Raw genomic sequence first — 18440 nt, forward strand, 5'->3', positions numbered from 1 at the left:
GTTCGGCGCGCCGGGGTTAGGCTCGGGGGCGTGACTTCCCACTACGATGTCGTCGTTCTCGGCGCTGGTCCCGGCGGTTACGTCGCCGCGATCCGCGCCGCTCAACTCGGCCTGCGAACAGCGATCGTCGAGCAGAAATACTGGGGTGGCGTGTGCCTGAACGTGGGCTGCATTCCGTCCAAGGCGCTGCTTCGGAACGCGGAGCTGGCCCATATCTTCAATAAAGAAGCCAAAACCTTCGGCATCTCCGGTGAGGTGAGCTTCGACTTCGGCGCGGCGTTCGACCGCAGCCGCAAGGTGGCGGACGGCCGGGTCAAGGGCGTCCACTTCCTGATGAAGAAGAACAAGATCGACGAGTTCGACGGGAAGGGCACGTTCACCGACGCGAAGACCCTCTCGGTCGAGCTGTCGAAGGGCGGCACCGAGACGATCACGTTCGACAATGTGATCATTGCGACCGGTACCGAAACCAAGCTGCTGCCGGGCACCTCGCTCTCGGCCAATGTGGTGACCTACGAGGAGCAGATCCTCACCCGCGACCTGCCGGGCTCCATCCTCATCGTGGGTGCGGGCGCCATCGGCATGGAGTTCGCCTACGTCCTGAAGAACTACGGCGTGGATGTGCGGATCGTCGAATTCCTCGATCGGGCGCTGCCGAACGAGGACGTCGACGTCTCCAAGGAGATCACCAAGGCGTACAAGAAGCTCGGCGTCACCATCACCACCGGTGCGGCCGTGCAGTCCATCGACGATGACGGCTCCAAGGTCACCGTCGCGATCAAGGACAACAAGTCCGGCAATGTCGAGACCGTCACGGTCGACAAGGTGCTGCAGGCAGTCGGATTCGCGCCGCGGATCAAGGGCTACGGCCTGGAGAACACCGGCGTGCAGCTGACCGACCGTGGCGCCATTGCCATCGACGATGTCATGCGCACCAATGTCCCCGGCATCTACGCCATCGGTGACGTCACCGCCAAGCTGCAGCTCGCGCATGTCGCGGAAGCTCAGGGCGTGGTCGCCGCGGAGACCATCGCGGGCGCGGAGACCCTGCCGCTCGGCGATTACCGCATGATGCCGCGCGCCACCTTCTGCCAGCCGCAGGTCGCCAGCTTCGGTCTCACCGAGCAGCAGGCCCGCGACGAGGGCTACGACGTGAAGGTGGCCACCTTCCCGTTCACCGCCAATGGCAAGGCGCACGGCCTGGGCGACCCCAATGGTTTCGTCAAGCTCATCGCGGATGCGAAGTACGGCGAGCTCATCGGCGGCCACCTCATCGGCCCGGATGTCTCCGAGCTGCTGCCCGAGCTGACCCTGGCCCAGAAGTGGGACCTCACGGTCAATGAGCTGGCCCGCAATGTGCACACCCACCCGACGTTGAGCGAAGCCCTGCAGGAGGCCATCCACGGCCTCGCCGGGCACATGATCAACTTCTGATCCGCCCCGAATCACCAAGGCGCCCCTCGGTTTCCGAACCGAGGGGCGCCTTTTCGTCGCCAACCTGTGGATAACTGTCCGCCTGTGGATGGATGTGCAGAGATTCAGTCCGTCGCGCAGCCGGAATCAGTCGCGGTGGTAGGCGTCCTGGGCAGCGCGGATCTGGTCGATATTGGTCTCCAGCATGTGCACGAGCCCCTCCAGCTGGTCGGCGACCTTGGCGCCGAGGTCGGTGAGGGTGTATTCGACGTGCGGCGGAATGGACTGCTGGACCTCGCGGTGGATCATGCCGTCGCGTTCGAGGGTCTGCAGGGTCTGCGAGAGCATGCGCTCGCTGATGCCGTCGACGCGGCGGCGCAGGGCGCTGAAGCGGGTGGGGCCTTCCTTCAGCGCGACCAGGGCCAGCACTCCCCAGCGGCTGGCAATGTTCTGCAGGACCGGGCGGGAGGTGCAATTGCGCGCGAAGACGTCGGCTTCCAGGGTCGGGTCGTTGTCGTCGGGCGGCGTACTCATGGTTCGAGATTACCCACCCTTCAGGTTGCGGTTTCGGAATAGCATGTGCTTACTATTAGTTAGTACATCCAGACAGTGCATTTTGTTCCCACCGAGAACCTGGAGTAAGTCATGACCGTCGCAGTCACCGGAGCCAGTGGTCAGCTCGGCCGGCTTGTTGTCGAAACCCTCTTGAAGCAGGGCGTCACCCCCGTCGCGGTCGTCCGCGATCCCGCCAAGGTGGCCGATCTGGCCGCACTGGGCGCCGAGATCCGGCAGGCCGGTTACGACGATCCGGCCGCACTGGACCGCGCCTTCGAGGGTGTGGATCGGGTGCTGCTGGTGTCCGGCAACGAGTTCGGCAGCCGGGTCGCCCAGCACACCAATGTGCTTCGCGCCGCCGAGCGCGCGGGTGTGGAGCTGTTCGCCTACACCAGCATTCCGAATATCGACCGCAATGAAATGATCCTCGCCCAGGAACATCGCGGCACCGAGGCGGACCTGGACGAGGCGAGTGTGCCGGTGGTCCGGCTGCGCAACGATTGGTACTGGGAGAACTACCTCAGCGGCCTGGCGCCCGCCATCGAATCGGGCGTGCTGTACGGCGCGGCCGGGACCGGCCGGGTGGCCGGCGCCTCCCGCGCCGACTATGCCGAAGCCGCCGCGAAGGTGCTGACCACGGACGGTCACGGCGGGCAGAACTACGAGCTCGGCGGCGAACCTCTCACGTATGCCGATCTGGCGCAGGCGATTTCGGAGGCATCCGGCAAGCCGGTGCGCTACCAGGATCTGCCGCAGGCGGATTACGCCGCCGCGCTCGCGCAGAACGGCGTCCCCGCGCAGTACGCGCAGGTGCTCGCCGATGCGGATGCCGGTATCGCCCAGGGCATTCTGGATATCGAGACCGGTGATCTGCAGCGGCTGCTCGGCCGCACGCCTACCTCCGCGGTCGAGGTGTTCCGCGCCGCTCTCGCCTGAGCGCCGCCGCAGCCCCGAATCAGTACCGGCGGCCCCGGATCAGTACCAGTGGTGGGCCTGCCAGAAATCCCAGGCCGCGACCGGGCTGCCGTACCGCTCGACCATGTACCGGTAGGCCCAGCGCAGCTGGGTCATCGGATTGACCAGCCAGTCGGGGCCCGCGCTGAACATCTTGAGCGCGGGCAGCGCCTGGGCCAGGCCGTAGGCGCCGGAGCTGGGATTGACGGCGAACACCCGCCAGCTGCTCTCGTGGGTGATCACCTCATCGAAGGCCCCGAACTGATCGAGGGGGACAACGGTGAGCGCCATGGCTTTCAGCACCGGTCTGGGGAACGCCGACGACGGGTCCAAGCCGAGGGCCGTCACCGTGGGAATGAGTGTGGTCGCCACCGGGCCAAGGGATTTCGCCGCCAGTTGCAGCGCGGACGAGGTCATATCGACCAGCTGGGCGACCTGTTCGTCGGGAGTCGCTTGCGCGGTGGGACTGCCTGCGCCGATCACGATCGGTGCGGCCACCACCAGGAGCATTCCGAGGGTTTTCGCTCGGAGTCCCCGCCGTTGCGATGTAGCCGATTCGGGTAGCTGAGCAATCACGAATAGTCGGTCGAAGAATCGTAATCAGGAGTCAACGTACTCGCTCCCGAGGTGTTCGCGGGGGAGCCTTCCCGGCGCGTCGTTCAGTAATCTCTGTGGGTATCTGCGCTGCTCAAGCCTTATTCGCTCGTTCCGTCAACAGGGCCTGCTCAGTAGTGTTGGCGGTCAGTTCCGCGGCGCGCAGGAATGCGGCGCGGGCGTCGTCGGTGTGACCGAGCCGGGCCAGCAGATCGCCTCGGACGGCGTACAGCAGGTGATAGTCGTCGAGGGCGCCGGAGGCCGCCGCCTTGTCGGCCAGTTCCAGCCCGGCGGCGGGGCCGTGCAGCATGGCGACGGCCACGGCCCGGTTCAATTCCACGATCGGTGACGGAAACCGCTGGGCCAGTACGGCATACAGTCCGGCAATACGCCGCCAATCGGTATCGGCGGCGGTCGGCGCCATGGCGTGCACCGCGGCGATCGCCGCCTGCAGTGCGTAGCGGCCCGGGCCGCCGCGGGTGCGGGCGAGGGTGTGCGCGCGGGCCAGCGCGGCGAAACCGCGCCGAATGTAGAGCCGATTCCAGTGTGCGCGATCCTGATCCGCGAGCAGGACCATATCGTTGCCGTCCGCGCTGCGGGCTCCGGTGCGGGACGCCTGCAATTCCAGCAGGGCGGCCAGGCCGTGCGTTTCCGGTTCCCCGGGCAGCAGCGCCGACAGGATGCGCGCCAAACGCAGTGCGTCCTCGCACAATTCGGCGCGCACCCAGCGTTCGCCCGAGGTCGCGGTGTAGCCCTCGTTGAAGATCAGATAGATCACCTCGAGGACCGAATCCAGCCGGGCCGTCAGTTCGGCGCCCTGCGGTACCTCGTAGGGCACCTTTCGGGTGGCGATGGTCTTCTTCGCGCGCACGATACGTTGCGCCACAGTCGATTCCGAGATGACATAGGCGCGGGCTATCTCGCAGACGGTCAGGCCGCCGACCATGCGCAGTGTCAGTGCGGCGCGGGCCGGCGGCGTCAGCACCGGATGGCAGGCGGTGAAGATCATGCGCAGCAGATCGTCGGAGATGGCCTCGGCCGGTTCCGGCGGTTCTTCGTCCAACTCCACCTCCCGGCCGAGCAGTTCGAGCTTGCGGGCGAAGGTGGCATCCCGCCGAATCCGGTCGATGGCACGGTGTTTCGCGGTCAGCATGAGCCAGCCGCCCGGATTCGCGGGCACCCCGTCGCGCGGCCACTGCTCCAGGGCCGCCACGTGGGCGTCCTGGGCGAGCTCCTCGGCCGCGCCGATATCGCCGACCACGCGGGTCAGGCCGGCGACCAGGCGCGGCCACTCGATGCGCCAGGCCGCCTCGACGGCCTGGCGCGCTCGCTCCCGCGGTGACCGCTCGGGCACGGCTCAGTCCTGATCGGCGAGCTGCCGGACCTCGACCTCGATATCCCACTCCGGCCCGTGCACCCGCAGGAAGCGGGAAGCCCACTCCACCGCCTCCTCGGTGGATCGGGTCTGCAGCAGGCAGTAGCCGCCGATGATCTCCTTGGATTCGGTGAAGGGGCCGTCGATGACGGTCTGCTTCCCGTCGACCTGGTGGATGCGGGTGCCCTCCTCGGTCGGCCGCAATCCGGCGGTGTCGAGCAGGACGCCCGCCTTGGTCATCTCCTCGATGAGCGTGTTCATATCCGCCATGAGCTTCTCGTCGGGACCCTGTTCGGGGGCCTTGGACGGATCGAGACGGATCAGCACCAGATTTCGCATTGTCTTCTCTCTTCCTTGGCTCAGGCGACCTGGTAGCGGAGGTAGACCGCACCCGAGTCGAACGTCTTCGATTCCAGCAGATCCACATTCAATGCGGCCTTGTCATGGAACAGCGGCGTGCCGGAGCCGACCGTCACCGGATGCACCATGATCCGGAATTCGTCGATGAGACCGTTGTCGATGAACCAGTGCACCAGTTTCGGGCTGGCGTAGATGGCAAGCGTGCCACCGTCTTCCGCTTTGAGTTCGGCGACACGGGCGGCCGCGTCGGCGGCGATGATCCGGGTGTTCTTCCAGCCCGCCTCCCGCAGCGTGGTGGAGAAGGCGATCTTGCTGACGTTCGTCACCCATTCGGCGTGCGCCTTCTCGCCTTCGGCCGCATCCGGATTGGCGGCGACGCCGGACCAGAAGTCCCGCATGCCTTCGAAGGTACGACGTCCGTACATCGCGGTGTCGACATCGGCGCGCACATGCTGATTACCGAAGGCGTCGACCTCGGGGCTGTAACCCCGGAAGGTCCATTCGAACCCGAGTCCGGTCTGCGAGTCCACGTACCCGTCCAGGGTCATGTTCTCGATTGCCACCACTTTCCGCATGGCTGGTTCCTTCCCGTCGAGGAGCGGGCCGCGGTTCGGCCCATGACTACTCCTCGAACGGGACGGTCCGGAATCGACACGATCAGACCCACTGGACCAATTGGATGATGATTCCGTTCGGATCGACGGCCTGGAAGTAGCGCTCGCCCCAGGGTTCGGTTTCGATCGGGGTGACGATCGGAACGCCCTCGGACCGGACGCGCTCGTACTCCTTGTCGATGTCTTCCACTATCAAGACCACCAGGAGACCCTGTCCGGCGCTGCCCGCAATGGTCGCGGGTTTGAAGGTGGACAGGCCGGTGCGCAGGTAGATGATGTTGAAACCTGCATCTGGCCTGGTCAGGGAGATGAATCCGTCGGCGGACATATCTTCGGCGAAGCCGAAGTGGTCGATCAGAAATTGGGCCGAGGTGGTGGGTTCGGCCACGTTCAGGGAGAGGGCGGACGCGGTGATTTTCACGGGTGCTCCTTGCTGCCGATAAACTCTGTACTAAGTACGCTGTACTTTGTACGTAAATTCCCGACGGGCTGCATCGTGACTAGCGTCACATCTATACGATCGGGGCGGAGGTGAGGCATGGGCGCACGTGAGCGGAGCAGTGCCGGAGATCCGGTGCGCACCCTGGAACTGCTGTGGCGCGAGCCCGGGCAGGGCGGGGCGGCGCGCGGTCCGAAACAGCGCACCACCGTCGACGCGGTGGTCGATGCGGCGCTGGAGATCGCCGACGGTCAGGGGTTGGCGGCGCTCACCATGCGGTCGGTCGCGGCGCAGCTCGGACTCACGCCGATGGCCACCTACACCTATGTGCCGGGCAAGGCCGAACTTCTCGACCTTATGCTCGATACCGTCTATCAGCGGATGACCCGCCATGATCTAGCCGGAATGCCTTGGCGTGAAAGGGTTTCCGCCATCGCCGCCGAGAACCGGGCGCTGCTGGCCGCGCACCCCTGGGTCGCCTACGTTCCGACCACCCGTCCGCCCCTGGGCCCCGGCGTCGCCGCCAAATACGACCACGAACTCCGGGCCTTCGACGGCCTCGGCCTCGACGACGTCGATATGGACGCGGCCCTCACCCACGTCCTCGGCTTTGTCACCTCGGTTGCCCGCATCGCCATCGACACCGACCGCGCCGCCGCCGAAAGCGGTGAATCCGACCATGATTGGTGGCAGCGCGCCGCTCCCCTCCTGGAACGCGTGTTCTCCGCAGACCGCTACCCCCTCGCCGCCCGCGTCGGCGCCGCCGCCGGCCAGGCCCACGACAGCGCCTACAGCGCCGACCACGCCTACGACTTCGGCCTCGCCCGCGTCCTCGACGGCCTCGCCGCCCTCATCGAAACCTCGTCCGGCTGAGCCGCAATGTCGGCGGGCTGCGCTCCCTGCGGCGGAATAGCGTGGCGCGGAACGGCCTTGCGGAGAGCCGGGCCCCGTGGTGTGGGCGACCGTTTCAGGTGGCCCGGGGTCGCGGCCGGGCGGCTGATCGGAATTCCGGCGACACGGGGTGCGGGAGCGGGGCAGAATTTCAGGTATGCCGCGATCGGTGCCGGCAATCATTGCCGCTGAAGTCTTTACCAAGGGCGCGCAGCCGGTGATTCCGGCGGGCGAGGGGTTGGTGTTGCGGCCCTGGCTGCGCCGGGATGCGCCGGAGGTGTTCGCGGCCTTCCAGGATCCGGCGATTCAGCGGTGGCATGCGCGGACGGCCGAGTCGGTGGAGGAGGCGGACGACTGGATCGAGTTGTGGCTGCATGCGTGGAGTGGCGGGGTCGACGCCAATTGGGCTGTGGCCGACAGCCATACCGGGCATGTGGTGGGGCGGGCGTCGCTGCGGTCGATGCTGCTGTCGCAGGGGCTGGGCGAGATGGCGTACTGGGTGGCGCCGCGGGCGCGCGGGCAGGGGATCGCACCCCGGGCCGTTGCCGCGCTCACCTCGTGGGCATTCGACGAAATCGGCTTCCACCGACTGGAACTCCGTCACTCCGTGCACAATCCGCAGTCCTGCCGGGTGGCGATGAAATCCGGCTACGCCCTGGAGGGCACCAACCGCAGCGCCACTCTGCATGCCGACGGCTGGCACGACATGCATATGCACGCCCGGGTCGTGGGGGATCTGTCGACCGAAACCCTGCCGCTCGCACTGGGTTCGCGGGCGCGGCATCGCGCGGACGGCTAGCAACCGATGACGGGGATTGCGCTGGGATGAGGGGGATTGCTCAGTGATCCGTTTGGATTCGGAGGGCGGTGATGGTGCTGGCGAGGCCCTCGTACTGGTTGGTGAGCAGGACGATTTCGATGAGGCGGCGGTCGTCGTAGTGCTCGGCGAGGGTGGTCCAGGTGGGGTCGTCGAGGTTGCGGGTGGTGACCAGTTGGTCGACGGCGGTGAGGAGGGCGCGTTCCTTGTCGGTCCAGCCGGGGGCGGCGGGGCCGAGGCGCAGGCGGTCGAGGACCTCCTGGGTGATGCCCGCGCGCTTGCCGAGGCGAATGTGATGGTCGGTCTCGTACTCGCATTCGCGCAGGTGCGCGACTCGCAGAATCACCATTTCGGATTCGTAGCGGCGCAGCCGCCCGCCGGGCATGAGCTTCCCGGAGAAGTGCAGCCAGCCGCGGAACAGGCCGCCGGTGCGCCCGAGGGTGCTGAACAGGTGCGCGTCATCCGTGCCCGCGGCGCGGGAAAGCGCCTGCCAGACAACCCAGTTGACCGGACCCAGCTCCCGGAGACGCCCGGGCGCGATACGTGGCTGCGTCGACACCATGCCCAACGCTAACAGTCTGTCCCAGCCACTGGCCACCATCCGACGCGCCAACCGCCCGCCTCCGTCATGCCAACCGCCCGTCCCCGTCATCCCGGCATGCCTTTGGCCGGGATCTACACCGCGTCGGTGGATCCCGGCCAAAAGCGCACCGGGATGACGACAGGAGTCACTCGTCGTCGGGATGACGAGAGGGGTCAGTCGTCGTCGGGATGACGAGAGGGGTCAGTCGTCGACGGGATGACGAGAGGGGTCACTCTTCGCTGGGATGACAAGGGCGTTGTTCGCGGCGGGGATGACGAGTCACTCCCGCACTGCCTGGGCGAGTTTCGTCATTTCCAACGCACGGCGGGCGCGGGTGAGGACGTGGGCTCGGGAGCTTGTCAGGTGGGCCAGCAGGGTGCGGAGGGCGGCGTCGAGGTCGCCCATGAGGAGGTATTCGGCAATGGCTATGTGGTCTTCGGCCATGGCGGCGACGCGTTCGGGGGTGGGCATATCGATGGCGCGGACGGGGCGGACGCGGGCGTGCACCGTCGAGAGGGCGTCGGCCAGTGCGGAATTGCCCGCTGCCGCGAGCAGGGTGATGTGGAAGCGCTCGTCGGCGGCGATGAGGTCGGCGTCGGGTTCCGGTGGGTTGTCGCGCAGATACCGCCATGTCTCCAGCTCGCGCAGCACCGCGGCCGCGTCCTGCAGCAGGTGCGCCGCCGCGAAGGCTGGGCCAGGGGAAGGAGCGCGCCGCATGGTGCCGTAGGCGGGGTATTCCACGGCCGCCTCATGCGCCTGTGATCCGCCCGCGTACCCGTAGGCGGAGTCCTGGGGATAGGCCTCCACCGGTATCGGATCCAGGCCGCCGAGTCCGGCGGGGGTGGTTTGCAAGCGCTGGATTCCCCTGGCCTCCAGCACGATTCGCAGCTCGTACAGATCGCCGAGTTCATCCACTCGCGGCCGGTAGGGGTAGAAGCCATCGGGGTGACGTTCGAGCAGTCCGTCGGCGAAGAGCCGGGCCAGGGCCTCGCGGACGGGAGTGCGGGAGACGCCGTAGGTCTCGGCGAGCCGCTCCTCGCCGAGCCGTTCGGTCGGTACCAGCACCCCTGCCGCGAGATCCCGCTGCAGGGCCAGATAGACCCGTTCGGACAACGGAATGCGCCCCCTGCGCGCCATATCGGGACGGCCGATCAGATCGCCATGGCCAGACGGACGTTGGATTCCGCGCCCGCGCCGCCCGCCCCGGAGGAGGTGATGCGGCCCGATTGCAGCACGTAGTACTGCTGCGCGGCCTGCAGGGCGAAGCCGATGTGCTGTTCCACCAGCAGCACGCTCAGACCACCGCGATTGGTGAGATCGATGATGGTGCGCTCGATTTCGGCCACCACCGACGGCTGGATGCCCTCGGTCGGCTCGTCGAGAATGAGCAGTTTGGGTTCGGTGATGAGGGCGCGTGCGATGGCCAGCTGCTGCCGCTGACCGCCGGAGAGCAGTCCGGCCTTGCGAGCGAGCAATTCCTTCAGCGCCGGGAACAGCTCCAGTGATTCGGCGATGAGTTCCTTACCGCGCTTGCGCCCGTCCGCCACCACCTGGAGGTTTTCCAAGGCGGTCAGCTGCGGGAAGGACTGCTGCCCCTGCGGCACGTAGGCGATGCCGCGCTTGACCCGCCGCGACGGCGCCATCTTGGTGATGTCCTCGTCATTGAAGCGGATCCGCCCCGATTTGGCGGGCAGCAGCCCGACCGCGGCGCGCAGCAGCGAGGTCTTCCCGGCGCCGTTGTGGCCCATGACGGCAACCACGCCGTCACTCGGAACCGTCAGCGAGACACCGTGAATCACCTGGCTGCGACCGTATCCGGTCTGTAGGTCGATGATCTCAAGCATTCGCGGCCTCCTCTGCGTCGGTGGATGCGCTCTCGGCGGGACCGGCCGAGTCGGCGGCGGGCGGCAGGTCACCGGCCGCCGCGGTGCCGAGGTAGACCTCCTGCACCTTGGGATCGGCCTGGACCTGTTCGACGGTGCCCTCGCTGAGCACCCGGCCGCCCGCGAGCACGGTGACCGAGGTGGCGAAGGCGCGCATGAAGTCCATATCGTGTTCGACGACCACGACGATGCGTTCACCGCCGATGCGGCGCAACAGGTTTCCGGTCTCCTCGCGCTCCTCGGCGCTCATACCGGCGACCGGTTCGTCGAGCAGCAGTACCGAGGCGTTCTGCACCAGCAGCATGCCGATCTCCAGCCACTGCTTCTGGCCGTGCGCGAGCACCCCGGCGGGCTTGTCGCGCAGGGCCGTCAGGCCGGTGGTCTCCAGCGCCTCCTCGATGGCGGGCAGCACCGATTTGCGCTTGCGCAGCAGCGTCAGCGCGGAACGTCCGGCGCCGGCGGCGATATCGAGATTCTGCAGCACGGTCAGCTGTTCGAAAACGCTGGCGGTCTGGAAGGTGCGGCCGACGCCCAGCCGGGCGATCTGATGCACCTTCTTGCCGATCAGCTCACTGCCGGACTTGCGCGCCGAACCGGTGGCGGCGGCCAGACCGGTGATGGCGTCGATCAGCGTGGTCTTGCCCGCGCCGTTCGGTCCGATGAGAAAGCGCAGATCACCCTGCAGCACAGTGAGATCGACATCGGTGACGGCTTTGAAGCCGTCGAAACTCACCGAGAGGCCGCGGATTTCGAGGTATTCGCTGTCCATTCCGGCATTGCCGCCGAATTTGGGTTCCTGCGCGGCAGCGGTCGTCATGCCTTCACCTTCTCTTCGTCCGCGGGGGCTTCCGGCTCGGTGGCGGGTTCGGCGGTCTCATCGGCCGGTGCTTCGACGGAGACGGCCGAGGCGGTGACCGCCGGGCCGGAGCCCGGCGCCGGGCGCATCCGCTCCGCCAATTGCTTTGCCAGCGGCAGCAATCCGGCCAGACCGGCGGGCAGGAAGCCGATCACCACGATGAACAGCGCGCCCTGGAAGTAGGTCCAGGCCGACGGGAAATTCTCCGAGAGCGTGGTCTGCGCCCAGGCCACGCCGATCGCGCCCAGCACCGGGCCGAGCAGGGTGGTGCGGCCGCCGATGGCGACGCCGACCAGGAAGGCGATCGAGGGCACCACGCCGATATCGGCGGGGGAGATGATGCCGACGATCGGGGTGAACAGCGCGCCCGCGATGCCCGCGAAGAAGGCGGCCACCACATACGCGACGATCTTGATATTGGCCGGGTCGTAGCCGAGGAAGCGCACGCGCTCCTCCTGATCACGCACGGCGACAAGGAGTTCGCCGTAGCGGCTGTTCATCAGCTGGCGCGCGATGGCGACCACCACGAGCAGGGCGCCCGCCGCGATGAAGAACAGCATGCGCCGGTTCACCGGATCGTCCAGGCGGAAGCCGAAGAAGGTCTTGAAGTCGCTCAGACCGGTGAAGCCACCGATGGTCTGCTGACCCGTGAGCAGAATGGCCAGCGCCGCCGCGAGCGCCTGGCTCAGAATGGCGAAGTACGCGCCCTTGACGCGGCGCTTGAACACTCCGAAGCCGAGCACCGCCGCGACCAGTGCGGGCACCACCAGAATGCCCAGGATCGCGACCGGTGCGGAGGCGAAAGGCCGCCAGTACGAGGGCAATTCGGAGATGCCCGCGATGGACATGAACTCCGGCACATCCTCGTGCGCCTTGCTGGCGTCGGCCATCTGCATATGCATGGCCATGATGTACGCGCCGATGCCGAAGAACACGCCCTGGCCCAGGGTGAGCATGCCGCCGCGACCCCAGGACAGGCCGATGCCGACCGCGACAATGGCGAAGCAGAGGAATTTCGCCAGCAGGCTCAGCCGGAAATCGCTGAGCATCGCGGGTGCGATGCCGAACAGGACGACGGCCGCCAGGACGAAACCGCCCACGACCTTGTACGACGACGCGTCTTTGAAAGTGCGCTGGATGAGAGTCATGCCAGACTCCTCGTGCGAACGGTGAACAGGCCCTGCGGGCGGGCCTGCAGGAAGATCACGATCACGATGAAGACGATCACCTTGGCGACCGACGCGGTGGTGGAGTACTCGACGAACGAATTCAGCAGGCCCATGCCGAAGGCCGCGATGACGGTGCCCTTGATCTGTCCCAGGCCGCCGATGACCACCACCAGGAAGGCGTCGACGAGATACGACTGTCCGATGGTGGGGCTGGTGGAACCGATCAGGGTGAGCGCCACCCCGGCGACCGCGGCCAGGCCGGAGCCGATGAAGAAGGTGCTGATATCGGTGAAACGGGAAGAGACGCCGGAGGTTTCGGCGAGGCTGCGGTTCTGCACCACGGCCCGGATGCGCCGGCCCAGCGGAGTGGTCTTGAGCGCGGTGGCCAGCGCGATGACCGCGACCAGGGCCAGCACCATGATGAAGATGCGGGTCTTGGGAACCACGGTGCCGGCAATGGTGATGCCGCCGGTCAGCCAGTCGGGGGCCACCACATTCTTGGCGGGAGCGCCGAAGATATTGCGGGCGGCCTGCTGTAGCACCAGGCCCACGCCGAAGGTGACCAGCAGGGTGTCCAGTGGTCGGTCGTACATCCAGCGGATGAGACCCATTTCCAGGGCCGCGCCCAGTAGCCCGCCGACCAGGAAGCCGACGAACAGCGACACGATGAGTGCGACGCCGGTCGAGTGAATGACCTGCTGCACAACAAATGTGGTGTAACAACCGGCCATGATGAATTCGCCGTGCGCCATATTGATCACGCCCATCTGACCGAAGGTCAGCGACAGGCCCAGCGCGGCGAGCAGCAGGATAGAGCCGAGGCTCAAGCCCGTGAAGAGCTGTCCGACAGCGACTTCCATGTGATTACCTCTGTGATTCTCTCGCGCTGCGGGGGCGGTGGCGGCGCGTCGTGCGGGCGGGAGCGGGTCGCGTATGCGGCGCTCCGGTGCCGCGATGGTCGCGGACGGGCGGCTCGCTGTGCGCTGCGCTCCTCCGTCCGGCAGTTCGGGAGGGGCGGATTGCGGTGCGTACGTGCGGCTGTCGCGGCGGTCGGGGATGGCGGCTCGGCGGTGCGGGTGGACTTCGGCGGTGCGGGTGGACTTCGTCGTTGTGACGTGGGTAGCTGCCGTGTACGGCCGGTGCGGAGTGATTCCGCACCGGCCGCCCCTCAATCGGCGGCTACACCGATGGCTATTTCAGGCCCTTGGCCCAGTCGTAGGTGGTCAGGTACGGGTCCGGCTGGATCGGCTTGCCGGAATCCCAGACGGTGTAAATGAGGCCGTCGGGGTGGATTTCACCGATGCGGGCGGTCTTGGTGATGTGGTGGTTGTCGCCGTCGATGGTGACGGTGCCCTCCGGTGCGTCGAAGGTGACGCCATTGGCCGCGGCCTGAATGTCGGCCACTGCGAACGACTTCGCCTTCTCGACGGTGTTCTTCCACAGGTAGACCGAGGTGTAGGCGGCTTCCATCGGGTCGGAGGTGGGCTTGTTGGCGCCGTAGGCGGCCTTGTACGCGGTGACGAACGCCTTGTTGGCCGGGGTGTCGACGGTCTGGTAGTAGTTCCAGGCAGTCAGCTGGCCGGTGATGTTCTGCGCACCGATGCCCGCGACCTCCTCCTCGGCGATGGAGACCGAAACCACCGGCATCTCAGCGGCTTTCAGGCCCGCGTTGGAGTACTCGCGGAAGAACGCCACATTGGAGTCGCCGTTCAGGGTGTTGAACACCGCACCGGCATGCGAGTTGCGAACCTTGTTGACGATGGTGGAGAAGTCGGTCGAGCCGAGCGGCGCGTAGTCCTCGCCCTTGATCTCGATGCCGTTGGCCTTGGCGTACGCCTTGATCTCCCGGTTGGCGGTCTGCGGGAACACGTAGTCCGAGCCGACCAGGTAGAGGGAGGTGATGCCCTTCTGCTTCAGGTAGTCCAGCGCCGGCACGATCTGCTGGTTGGTGGTCGCGCCGGTGTAGAAGATGTTCTTGCTGTCCTCCAGGCCCTCGTACTGGACGGGGTAGTAGAGCAGCGAGTTCAGCGATTCGAACTTGGGCTTCATGGCCTTGCGGCTGGAGGAGGTCCAGCCACCGAAAACCGCTGCGACACAGTCGGAGCTGATCAGCTTCTCGGCCTTCTCCGCGAAGGTCTTCGGGTCGGACGCACCGTCCTCGAGCACCACCTCGAGCTTCTTGCCCATGACGCCGCCGGACGCGTTGATCTGGTCCACCGCCAACTTGGTCGCATTCGCGACGGTGACCTCGCTGATGGCCATGGTGCCGGTCAGCGAGTGCAGCGAACCGATCTTGATGGTGTCCTTCGAGGTATCGACACAGGACTTGGCGTTGGAGCCCGACGCGGTGTTGTCGTCGCGCGAACCGCAGCCCGAGACGAGCGCTACGGACAGCACCAGGGCGGTCGGGATGGTGATTGCTCTGACCAGGCGCGCAGTTCGCTGTCGGCGGTGGGAATCTTGCATGGGGCGGACCCTTCTCACTTCACGGGGTTCGGCATCAGCCGGTTACCAGCACAGCGACGCCACGTGCGCCGCTTGCGAATACCGCCGCGTATACAACGGCTGTATTCGTGGTGCGAACGGTAAACGGGAAGTGTTGCGCCGGAATGACTCTCGGTGACGGTCCGATTGCTGATGTTTCCGTGAAGTGAATTTCCGCTCACCGCAATAACTTCCGGTTCGCGTGCGGCGGCTATAACAGCAGGTGAGAAGGGGTGACGAGGCCCGATTTGGTGTCAATGGGTGCTGGCATCCGACCGAATCGGACTGTGAGATGTCCTACCCGGAAGTAACTTTCCGGATGCTGCGGTTACTGGATCACGTAGGGGGAGATGGAACTTCGGTGTTCGCTGATATCGAGGGATTTGCCGAGTGGGGGGAAGGCGCGCTGGGGGCAGTTGGAGCGTTCGCAGACTCGGCAGCCGGCGCCGATGGGAGTTGCTTTGGGCTCGTTGAGATCCAGGCCGTCGGCATAGACAACGCGACCGGCGTGGCGGAGTTCGCAGCCGAGGCCGATGGCGAATACCTTGCTCGGTTCGCCGTAGCGGGTGGCGCGGCGTTCCACGGTTCTGGCCACCCACAGATACTTTCGGCCGTCGGGCATCTGGGCGATCTGGGTCATGATCTTCGCGGGGTAGGCGAAGGTCTCGTAGACGTTCCACAGCGGGCAGGTGCCGCCGCTGGAGGAGAAGTGGAATCCGGTGGCGGACTGGCGTTTCGACATATTGCCGGCGCGGTCCACCCGGACGAAGGAGAACGGGACGCCGCGCAGCCGGGGGCGCTGCAGGGTGGAGAGGCGGTGGCAGATGGTCTCGTAGCTCTGGGTGAAGAAGGCCGACAGGCGTTCGATGTCGTAGCGGAAGTCTTCGGCCATCTCGTGGAAATGCGTGTACGGCAGCACCGTGGCCGCCGCGAAATAGTTCGCCAGGCCGAGTTTCGCCAGTACCCGTGATTCGGGACTGGAGAAGTTGCCCTCCTCGACCAGCTTTTCGATGAGATCCCCGCACTCCAGATAGGCGAGTTCCGCGGCAAGTTTGAATACCCGCTGCCCGCCGGAGAGATGCGGCGCGATTTCCAGGCGGCGCTGTTCGGGGTCGTATCTGTGCAGTACGCCGTCGTGCAGGTCGATGCGTTCCACGATCTGCACTCCGTGCGCGGTGGTGAGGCGGCGCGCGATCTCCCGTTTCAGATCGCCGCCGTGGAAACGCATGCGGTTCGCGAGTTCCTCGGCCGCGGTATCCAATTCGTGAATGTAGTTCTGCCGCTGATAGAAGTAGTCGCGCACTTCCTCGTGCGGTTTGGAGATGGCGCCGGACCCGCTGCCGTCGGCGAAGCGGTCCTCGGTGGCGGCCGCCAGCTGCGCGGTCGTATTGCGATAGCGGCGGTGCATATTCACCATGGCACGCGCCAAAGCCGGGTGCGCGGAGACCATTTCGGCGATTTCCTGGGCATCGGCCTCGATGCTGAGCTCCTGGTCCATCACCACCTCTTGCAGTTCGGCAATGAGGCGGGTGTCGTCCTGGGAGGAGAAGAATCCGGCGTCCACCCCGAAGACCTCGCTGATACGCAGCAGGACCGGTACGGTGAGCGGGCGAACGTCGTGTTCGATCTGGTTGAGGTAGCTGGCCGAAATCTCCAGCTTCTTGGCGAGGGAGACCTGGCTCAGCCCGCGTTCGGTGCGCAATTGCCGCAGGCGCGCGCCGACGAAAGTCTTGGCCATGTGCCCAGTTTATGGGCGGTTTCGCAGGCCTGCCAACCCGGAATTAGCAACTCTGCTGAGTGCTGCGTCACAGCGGGCGCGGCGCGAAGGTCCCAGATCTGTCATACCCCGGCGCTACCGTCGTTTGGTGCTCTTGTCGCAGGTGGTTCAGGCGTCACAGGCCGTGCGCGCGACGTCCTCGCGCAAGACCAAGATAAATACGCTGGCGCAATTGCTGGGCGCGGCCGATCCGCTGGAATTGGCCCAGGTCGTGGCCTGGGTCTCGGGGGAATTGCCGCAGGGGCGAATAGGTACCGGGTGGCGGACGCTGACCTCGATGGAAACCGACCCTGCCGAGCTGCAGACGCTGACCGTGCAGCAGGTGGATCAGGTCTTCACCGAATTGTCGGAGGTCGCGGGCAGCGGGTCGACCGCCCGGCGCAAGCAGTTGCTGGCGCAGATGTTCACCGTCGCCACCGCAGTCGAGCAGGAATTCCTGATCCGCCTGCTGACCGGGGAGATGCGGCAGGGCGCGCTCACCGCGGTCGTGGCGGAGGCGGTCGCCACGGCCTTCGAGGTGCCGATCGAGCTGGTGCGGCGGGCGCACATGCTGTCCGGGCGCCTGCCTGTGACGGCGCTGGCGGCTCGGACCGGTGGCGCGGAGGCGCTGGCCGCCTTCCGGCTGGAGGTCGGGCGGCCGATTCAGCCCATGCTCGCCTCGCCCGGGGCCGCGCTCGATGAGGCGCTGAGCGAATTCGACGGTGCGGTGAGCGTCGAACACAAGATGGACGGTGCGCGCATCCAGGTGCACCGGGACGGTGACCGAGTGTGGGTGTTCACCCGCACGCTGCGCGATATCACCGGCAGCGTTCCCGAATTGGTCAGCCTGGTAAAGGAACTCGACTGCACCAGTGTGGTGCTGGACGGGGAGACCCTGGCGCTCAACGACTCCGGCCGGCCCCGGCCCTTCCAGGAGACCATGAGCCGATTCGGGGCCGCCACCGCGCAGGAGCTGCTGCTGCACCCGTACTTCTTCGACTGCCTGCATCTGGACGGTGTGGACCTGCTCGACGCCCCGCTGCGGGAGCGCCGCCTCGCGCTCACGAAAGTGGCTTGCGGACTGAGCATTCCGGCTCTCATCGCCCCCGATGCCGAGGCCGCCGCCGAATACTTCGACGGCGCCCTGGCGGCCGGCCACGAGGGCATCATGATCAAATCCCTGGACGCGCCCTATGCGGCCGGTCGGCGCGGCCGCGCCTGGCAGAAGATCAAACCCACGCACACCCTGGACCTCATCGTCCTCGGCGCGGAATGGGGCTACGGCCGCCGCACCGGGTACCTGTCGAATCTGCATCTGGGAGCCCTGGATCCGGACGGCGGTGAGCCCATCATGGTCGGCAAGACCTTCAAGGGCCTCACCGATGCGCTACTGCACTGGCAGACCGCCGAATTCCCCCGGCACGAGCGCCGCCAGGACGGCAATACCGTCTACCTGCGCCCGGAACTGGTCGTCGAGATCGCCATCGATGGCGTCCAGGTCAGCCCCCGCTATCCCGGCGGCATCGCCCTGCGCTTCGCCCGCGTGGTCCGCTACCGCCCGGACAAGGAACCGCACCAGGCCGACACCATCACCACCCTGCGCGCCCTGCTCCCCGAATCCTCAAGCCTCACAGCACTGCCCGGCGAATCTTCCGAGGTCTAGGGCGCGTCGGACATCTCCCAGCGGATTCACAGGT

At 66.5% G+C, this 18440-nt stretch carries 19 protein-coding genes; 5 read left to right on the forward strand and 14 right to left on the reverse strand.

The genetic code is table 11. The features are described from left to right. Positions 1–30: 30 nt before the first annotated feature. Positions 31–1434, forward strand: coding sequence for a dihydrolipoyl dehydrogenase (gene lpdA, locus ABZX86_RS32480; protein ID WP_355129020.1), 1404 nt, complete (start codon positions 31–33; stop codon positions 1432–1434). Positions 1435–1560: 126 nt separating this feature from the next. On the opposite strand, the gene ABZX86_RS32485 is transcribed toward lpdA, so the two are convergent. After that, a complete protein-coding gene (locus ABZX86_RS32485; protein WP_355129022.1) occupies positions 1561–1947 on the reverse strand; it encodes a helix-turn-helix domain-containing protein in 387 nt (128 codons plus the stop codon). Positions 1948–2058: 111 nt separating this feature from the next. Here ABZX86_RS32485 and ABZX86_RS32490 point away from each other — a divergent pair, with 111 nt between their 5' ends. After that, positions 2059–2904: an SDR family oxidoreductase gene (locus tag ABZX86_RS32490; protein WP_355129024.1), complete on the forward strand. Its 846-nt coding sequence runs from the start codon at positions 2059–2061 to the stop codon at positions 2902–2904. 39 nt (positions 2905–2943) lie between these two features. On the opposite strand, the gene ABZX86_RS32495 is transcribed toward ABZX86_RS32490, so the two are convergent. From ABZX86_RS32495 to ABZX86_RS32515, 5 genes are all read right to left on the reverse strand, one after another. Then, positions 2944–3420, reverse strand: coding sequence for a hypothetical protein (locus ABZX86_RS32495; RefSeq protein WP_327142547.1), 477 nt, complete (start codon positions 3418–3420; stop codon positions 2944–2946). A gap of 190 nt (positions 3421–3610) precedes the next feature. Continuing rightward, positions 3611–4870, reverse strand: coding sequence for an RNA polymerase sigma factor (locus ABZX86_RS32500; protein WP_355129027.1), 1260 nt, complete (start codon positions 4868–4870; stop codon positions 3611–3613). A 3-nt stretch (positions 4871–4873) separates the two neighbouring features. Then, the gene (locus tag ABZX86_RS32505) at positions 4874–5230 is read right to left on the reverse strand and encodes a YciI family protein (RefSeq protein WP_355129029.1); all 357 of its coding nucleotides are present in this window, start codon (positions 5228–5230) and stop codon (positions 4874–4876) included. Positions 5231–5250: 20 nt separating this feature from the next. Further along, positions 5251–5826 carry a dihydrofolate reductase family protein gene (locus tag ABZX86_RS32510; protein WP_355129031.1) on the reverse strand — a complete coding sequence of 192 codons (576 nt, stop codon included), beginning with the start codon at positions 5824–5826 and terminating at the stop codon, positions 5251–5253. An 82-nt stretch (positions 5827–5908) separates the two neighbouring features. Beyond that, complete coding sequence (locus ABZX86_RS32515; protein WP_355129033.1) at positions 5909–6286, reverse strand: VOC family protein; 378 nt, start codon at positions 6284–6286, stop codon at positions 5909–5911. Between the two features lie 117 nt (positions 6287–6403). Between ABZX86_RS32515 and ABZX86_RS32520 the strand changes: the two genes are divergently transcribed. Together ABZX86_RS32520 and ABZX86_RS32525 are read left to right on the forward strand one after the other, a co-directional pair. After that, positions 6404–7177: a TetR/AcrR family transcriptional regulator C-terminal domain-containing protein gene (locus ABZX86_RS32520; protein ID WP_355129035.1), complete on the forward strand. Its 774-nt coding sequence runs from the start codon at positions 6404–6406 to the stop codon at positions 7175–7177. A 175-nt stretch (positions 7178–7352) separates the two neighbouring features. Then, positions 7353–7994, forward strand: coding sequence for a GNAT family N-acetyltransferase (locus tag ABZX86_RS32525; protein ID WP_355129037.1), 642 nt, complete (start codon positions 7353–7355; stop codon positions 7992–7994). A 40-nt stretch (positions 7995–8034) separates the two neighbouring features. Here ABZX86_RS32525 and ABZX86_RS32530 read toward each other — a convergent pair whose 3' ends face one another. From ABZX86_RS32530 to ramB, 8 genes are all read right to left on the reverse strand, one after another. Then, positions 8035–8574: a carboxymuconolactone decarboxylase family protein gene (locus tag ABZX86_RS32530; protein WP_355129039.1), complete on the reverse strand. Its 540-nt coding sequence runs from the start codon at positions 8572–8574 to the stop codon at positions 8035–8037. A 300-nt stretch (positions 8575–8874) separates the two neighbouring features. Then, the gene (locus ABZX86_RS32535) at positions 8875–9708 is read right to left on the reverse strand and encodes a GntR family transcriptional regulator (RefSeq protein ID WP_355129041.1); all 834 of its coding nucleotides are present in this window, start codon (positions 9706–9708) and stop codon (positions 8875–8877) included. A 38-nt stretch (positions 9709–9746) separates the two neighbouring features. Next, positions 9747–10439, reverse strand: a complete 693-nt coding sequence (gene urtE / locus ABZX86_RS32540) for an urea ABC transporter ATP-binding subunit UrtE (RefSeq protein ID WP_355129043.1) — start codon at positions 10437–10439, stop codon at positions 9747–9749. Further along, the gene (gene urtD, locus ABZX86_RS32545; RefSeq protein WP_355129045.1) at positions 10432–11295 is read right to left on the reverse strand and encodes an urea ABC transporter ATP-binding protein UrtD; all 864 of its coding nucleotides are present in this window, start codon (positions 11293–11295) and stop codon (positions 10432–10434) included. Before urtD ends, urtE begins: the two co-directional genes overlap by 8 nt. Further along, on the reverse strand, positions 11292–12482 hold the full coding sequence (gene urtC / locus ABZX86_RS32550; protein ID WP_355129047.1) for an urea ABC transporter permease subunit UrtC: 1191 nt from the start codon (positions 12480–12482) through the stop codon (positions 11292–11294). The genes urtD and urtC overlap by 4 nt, the downstream gene beginning before the upstream one ends. Then, on the reverse strand, positions 12479–13363 hold the full coding sequence (gene urtB, locus ABZX86_RS32555; protein WP_327142535.1) for an urea ABC transporter permease subunit UrtB: 885 nt from the start codon (positions 13361–13363) through the stop codon (positions 12479–12481). The genes urtC and urtB overlap by 4 nt, the downstream gene beginning before the upstream one ends. 331 nt (positions 13364–13694) lie before the next feature. Continuing rightward, positions 13695–14969, reverse strand: coding sequence for an urea ABC transporter substrate-binding protein (urtA, locus tag ABZX86_RS32560; RefSeq protein ID WP_355129049.1), 1275 nt, complete (start codon positions 14967–14969; stop codon positions 13695–13697). A gap of 346 nt (positions 14970–15315) precedes the next feature. After that, the gene (gene ramB / locus ABZX86_RS32565) at positions 15316–16725 is read right to left on the reverse strand and encodes an acetate metabolism transcriptional regulator RamB (protein WP_327142533.1); all 1410 of its coding nucleotides are present in this window, start codon (positions 16723–16725) and stop codon (positions 15316–15318) included. 127 nt (positions 16726–16852) lie between these two features. Here ramB and ABZX86_RS32570 point away from each other — a divergent pair, with 127 nt between their 5' ends. After that, a complete protein-coding gene (locus ABZX86_RS32570; RefSeq protein WP_355129051.1) occupies positions 16853–18406 on the forward strand; it encodes an ATP-dependent DNA ligase in 1554 nt (517 codons plus the stop codon). The last annotated feature ends 34 nt before the right edge of the window (positions 18407–18440 follow it).

The sequence above is a fragment of the Nocardia sp. NPDC006630 genome, from assembly GCF_040611495.1.
Lineage (GTDB): Bacteria > Actinomycetota > Actinomycetes > Mycobacteriales > Mycobacteriaceae > Nocardia.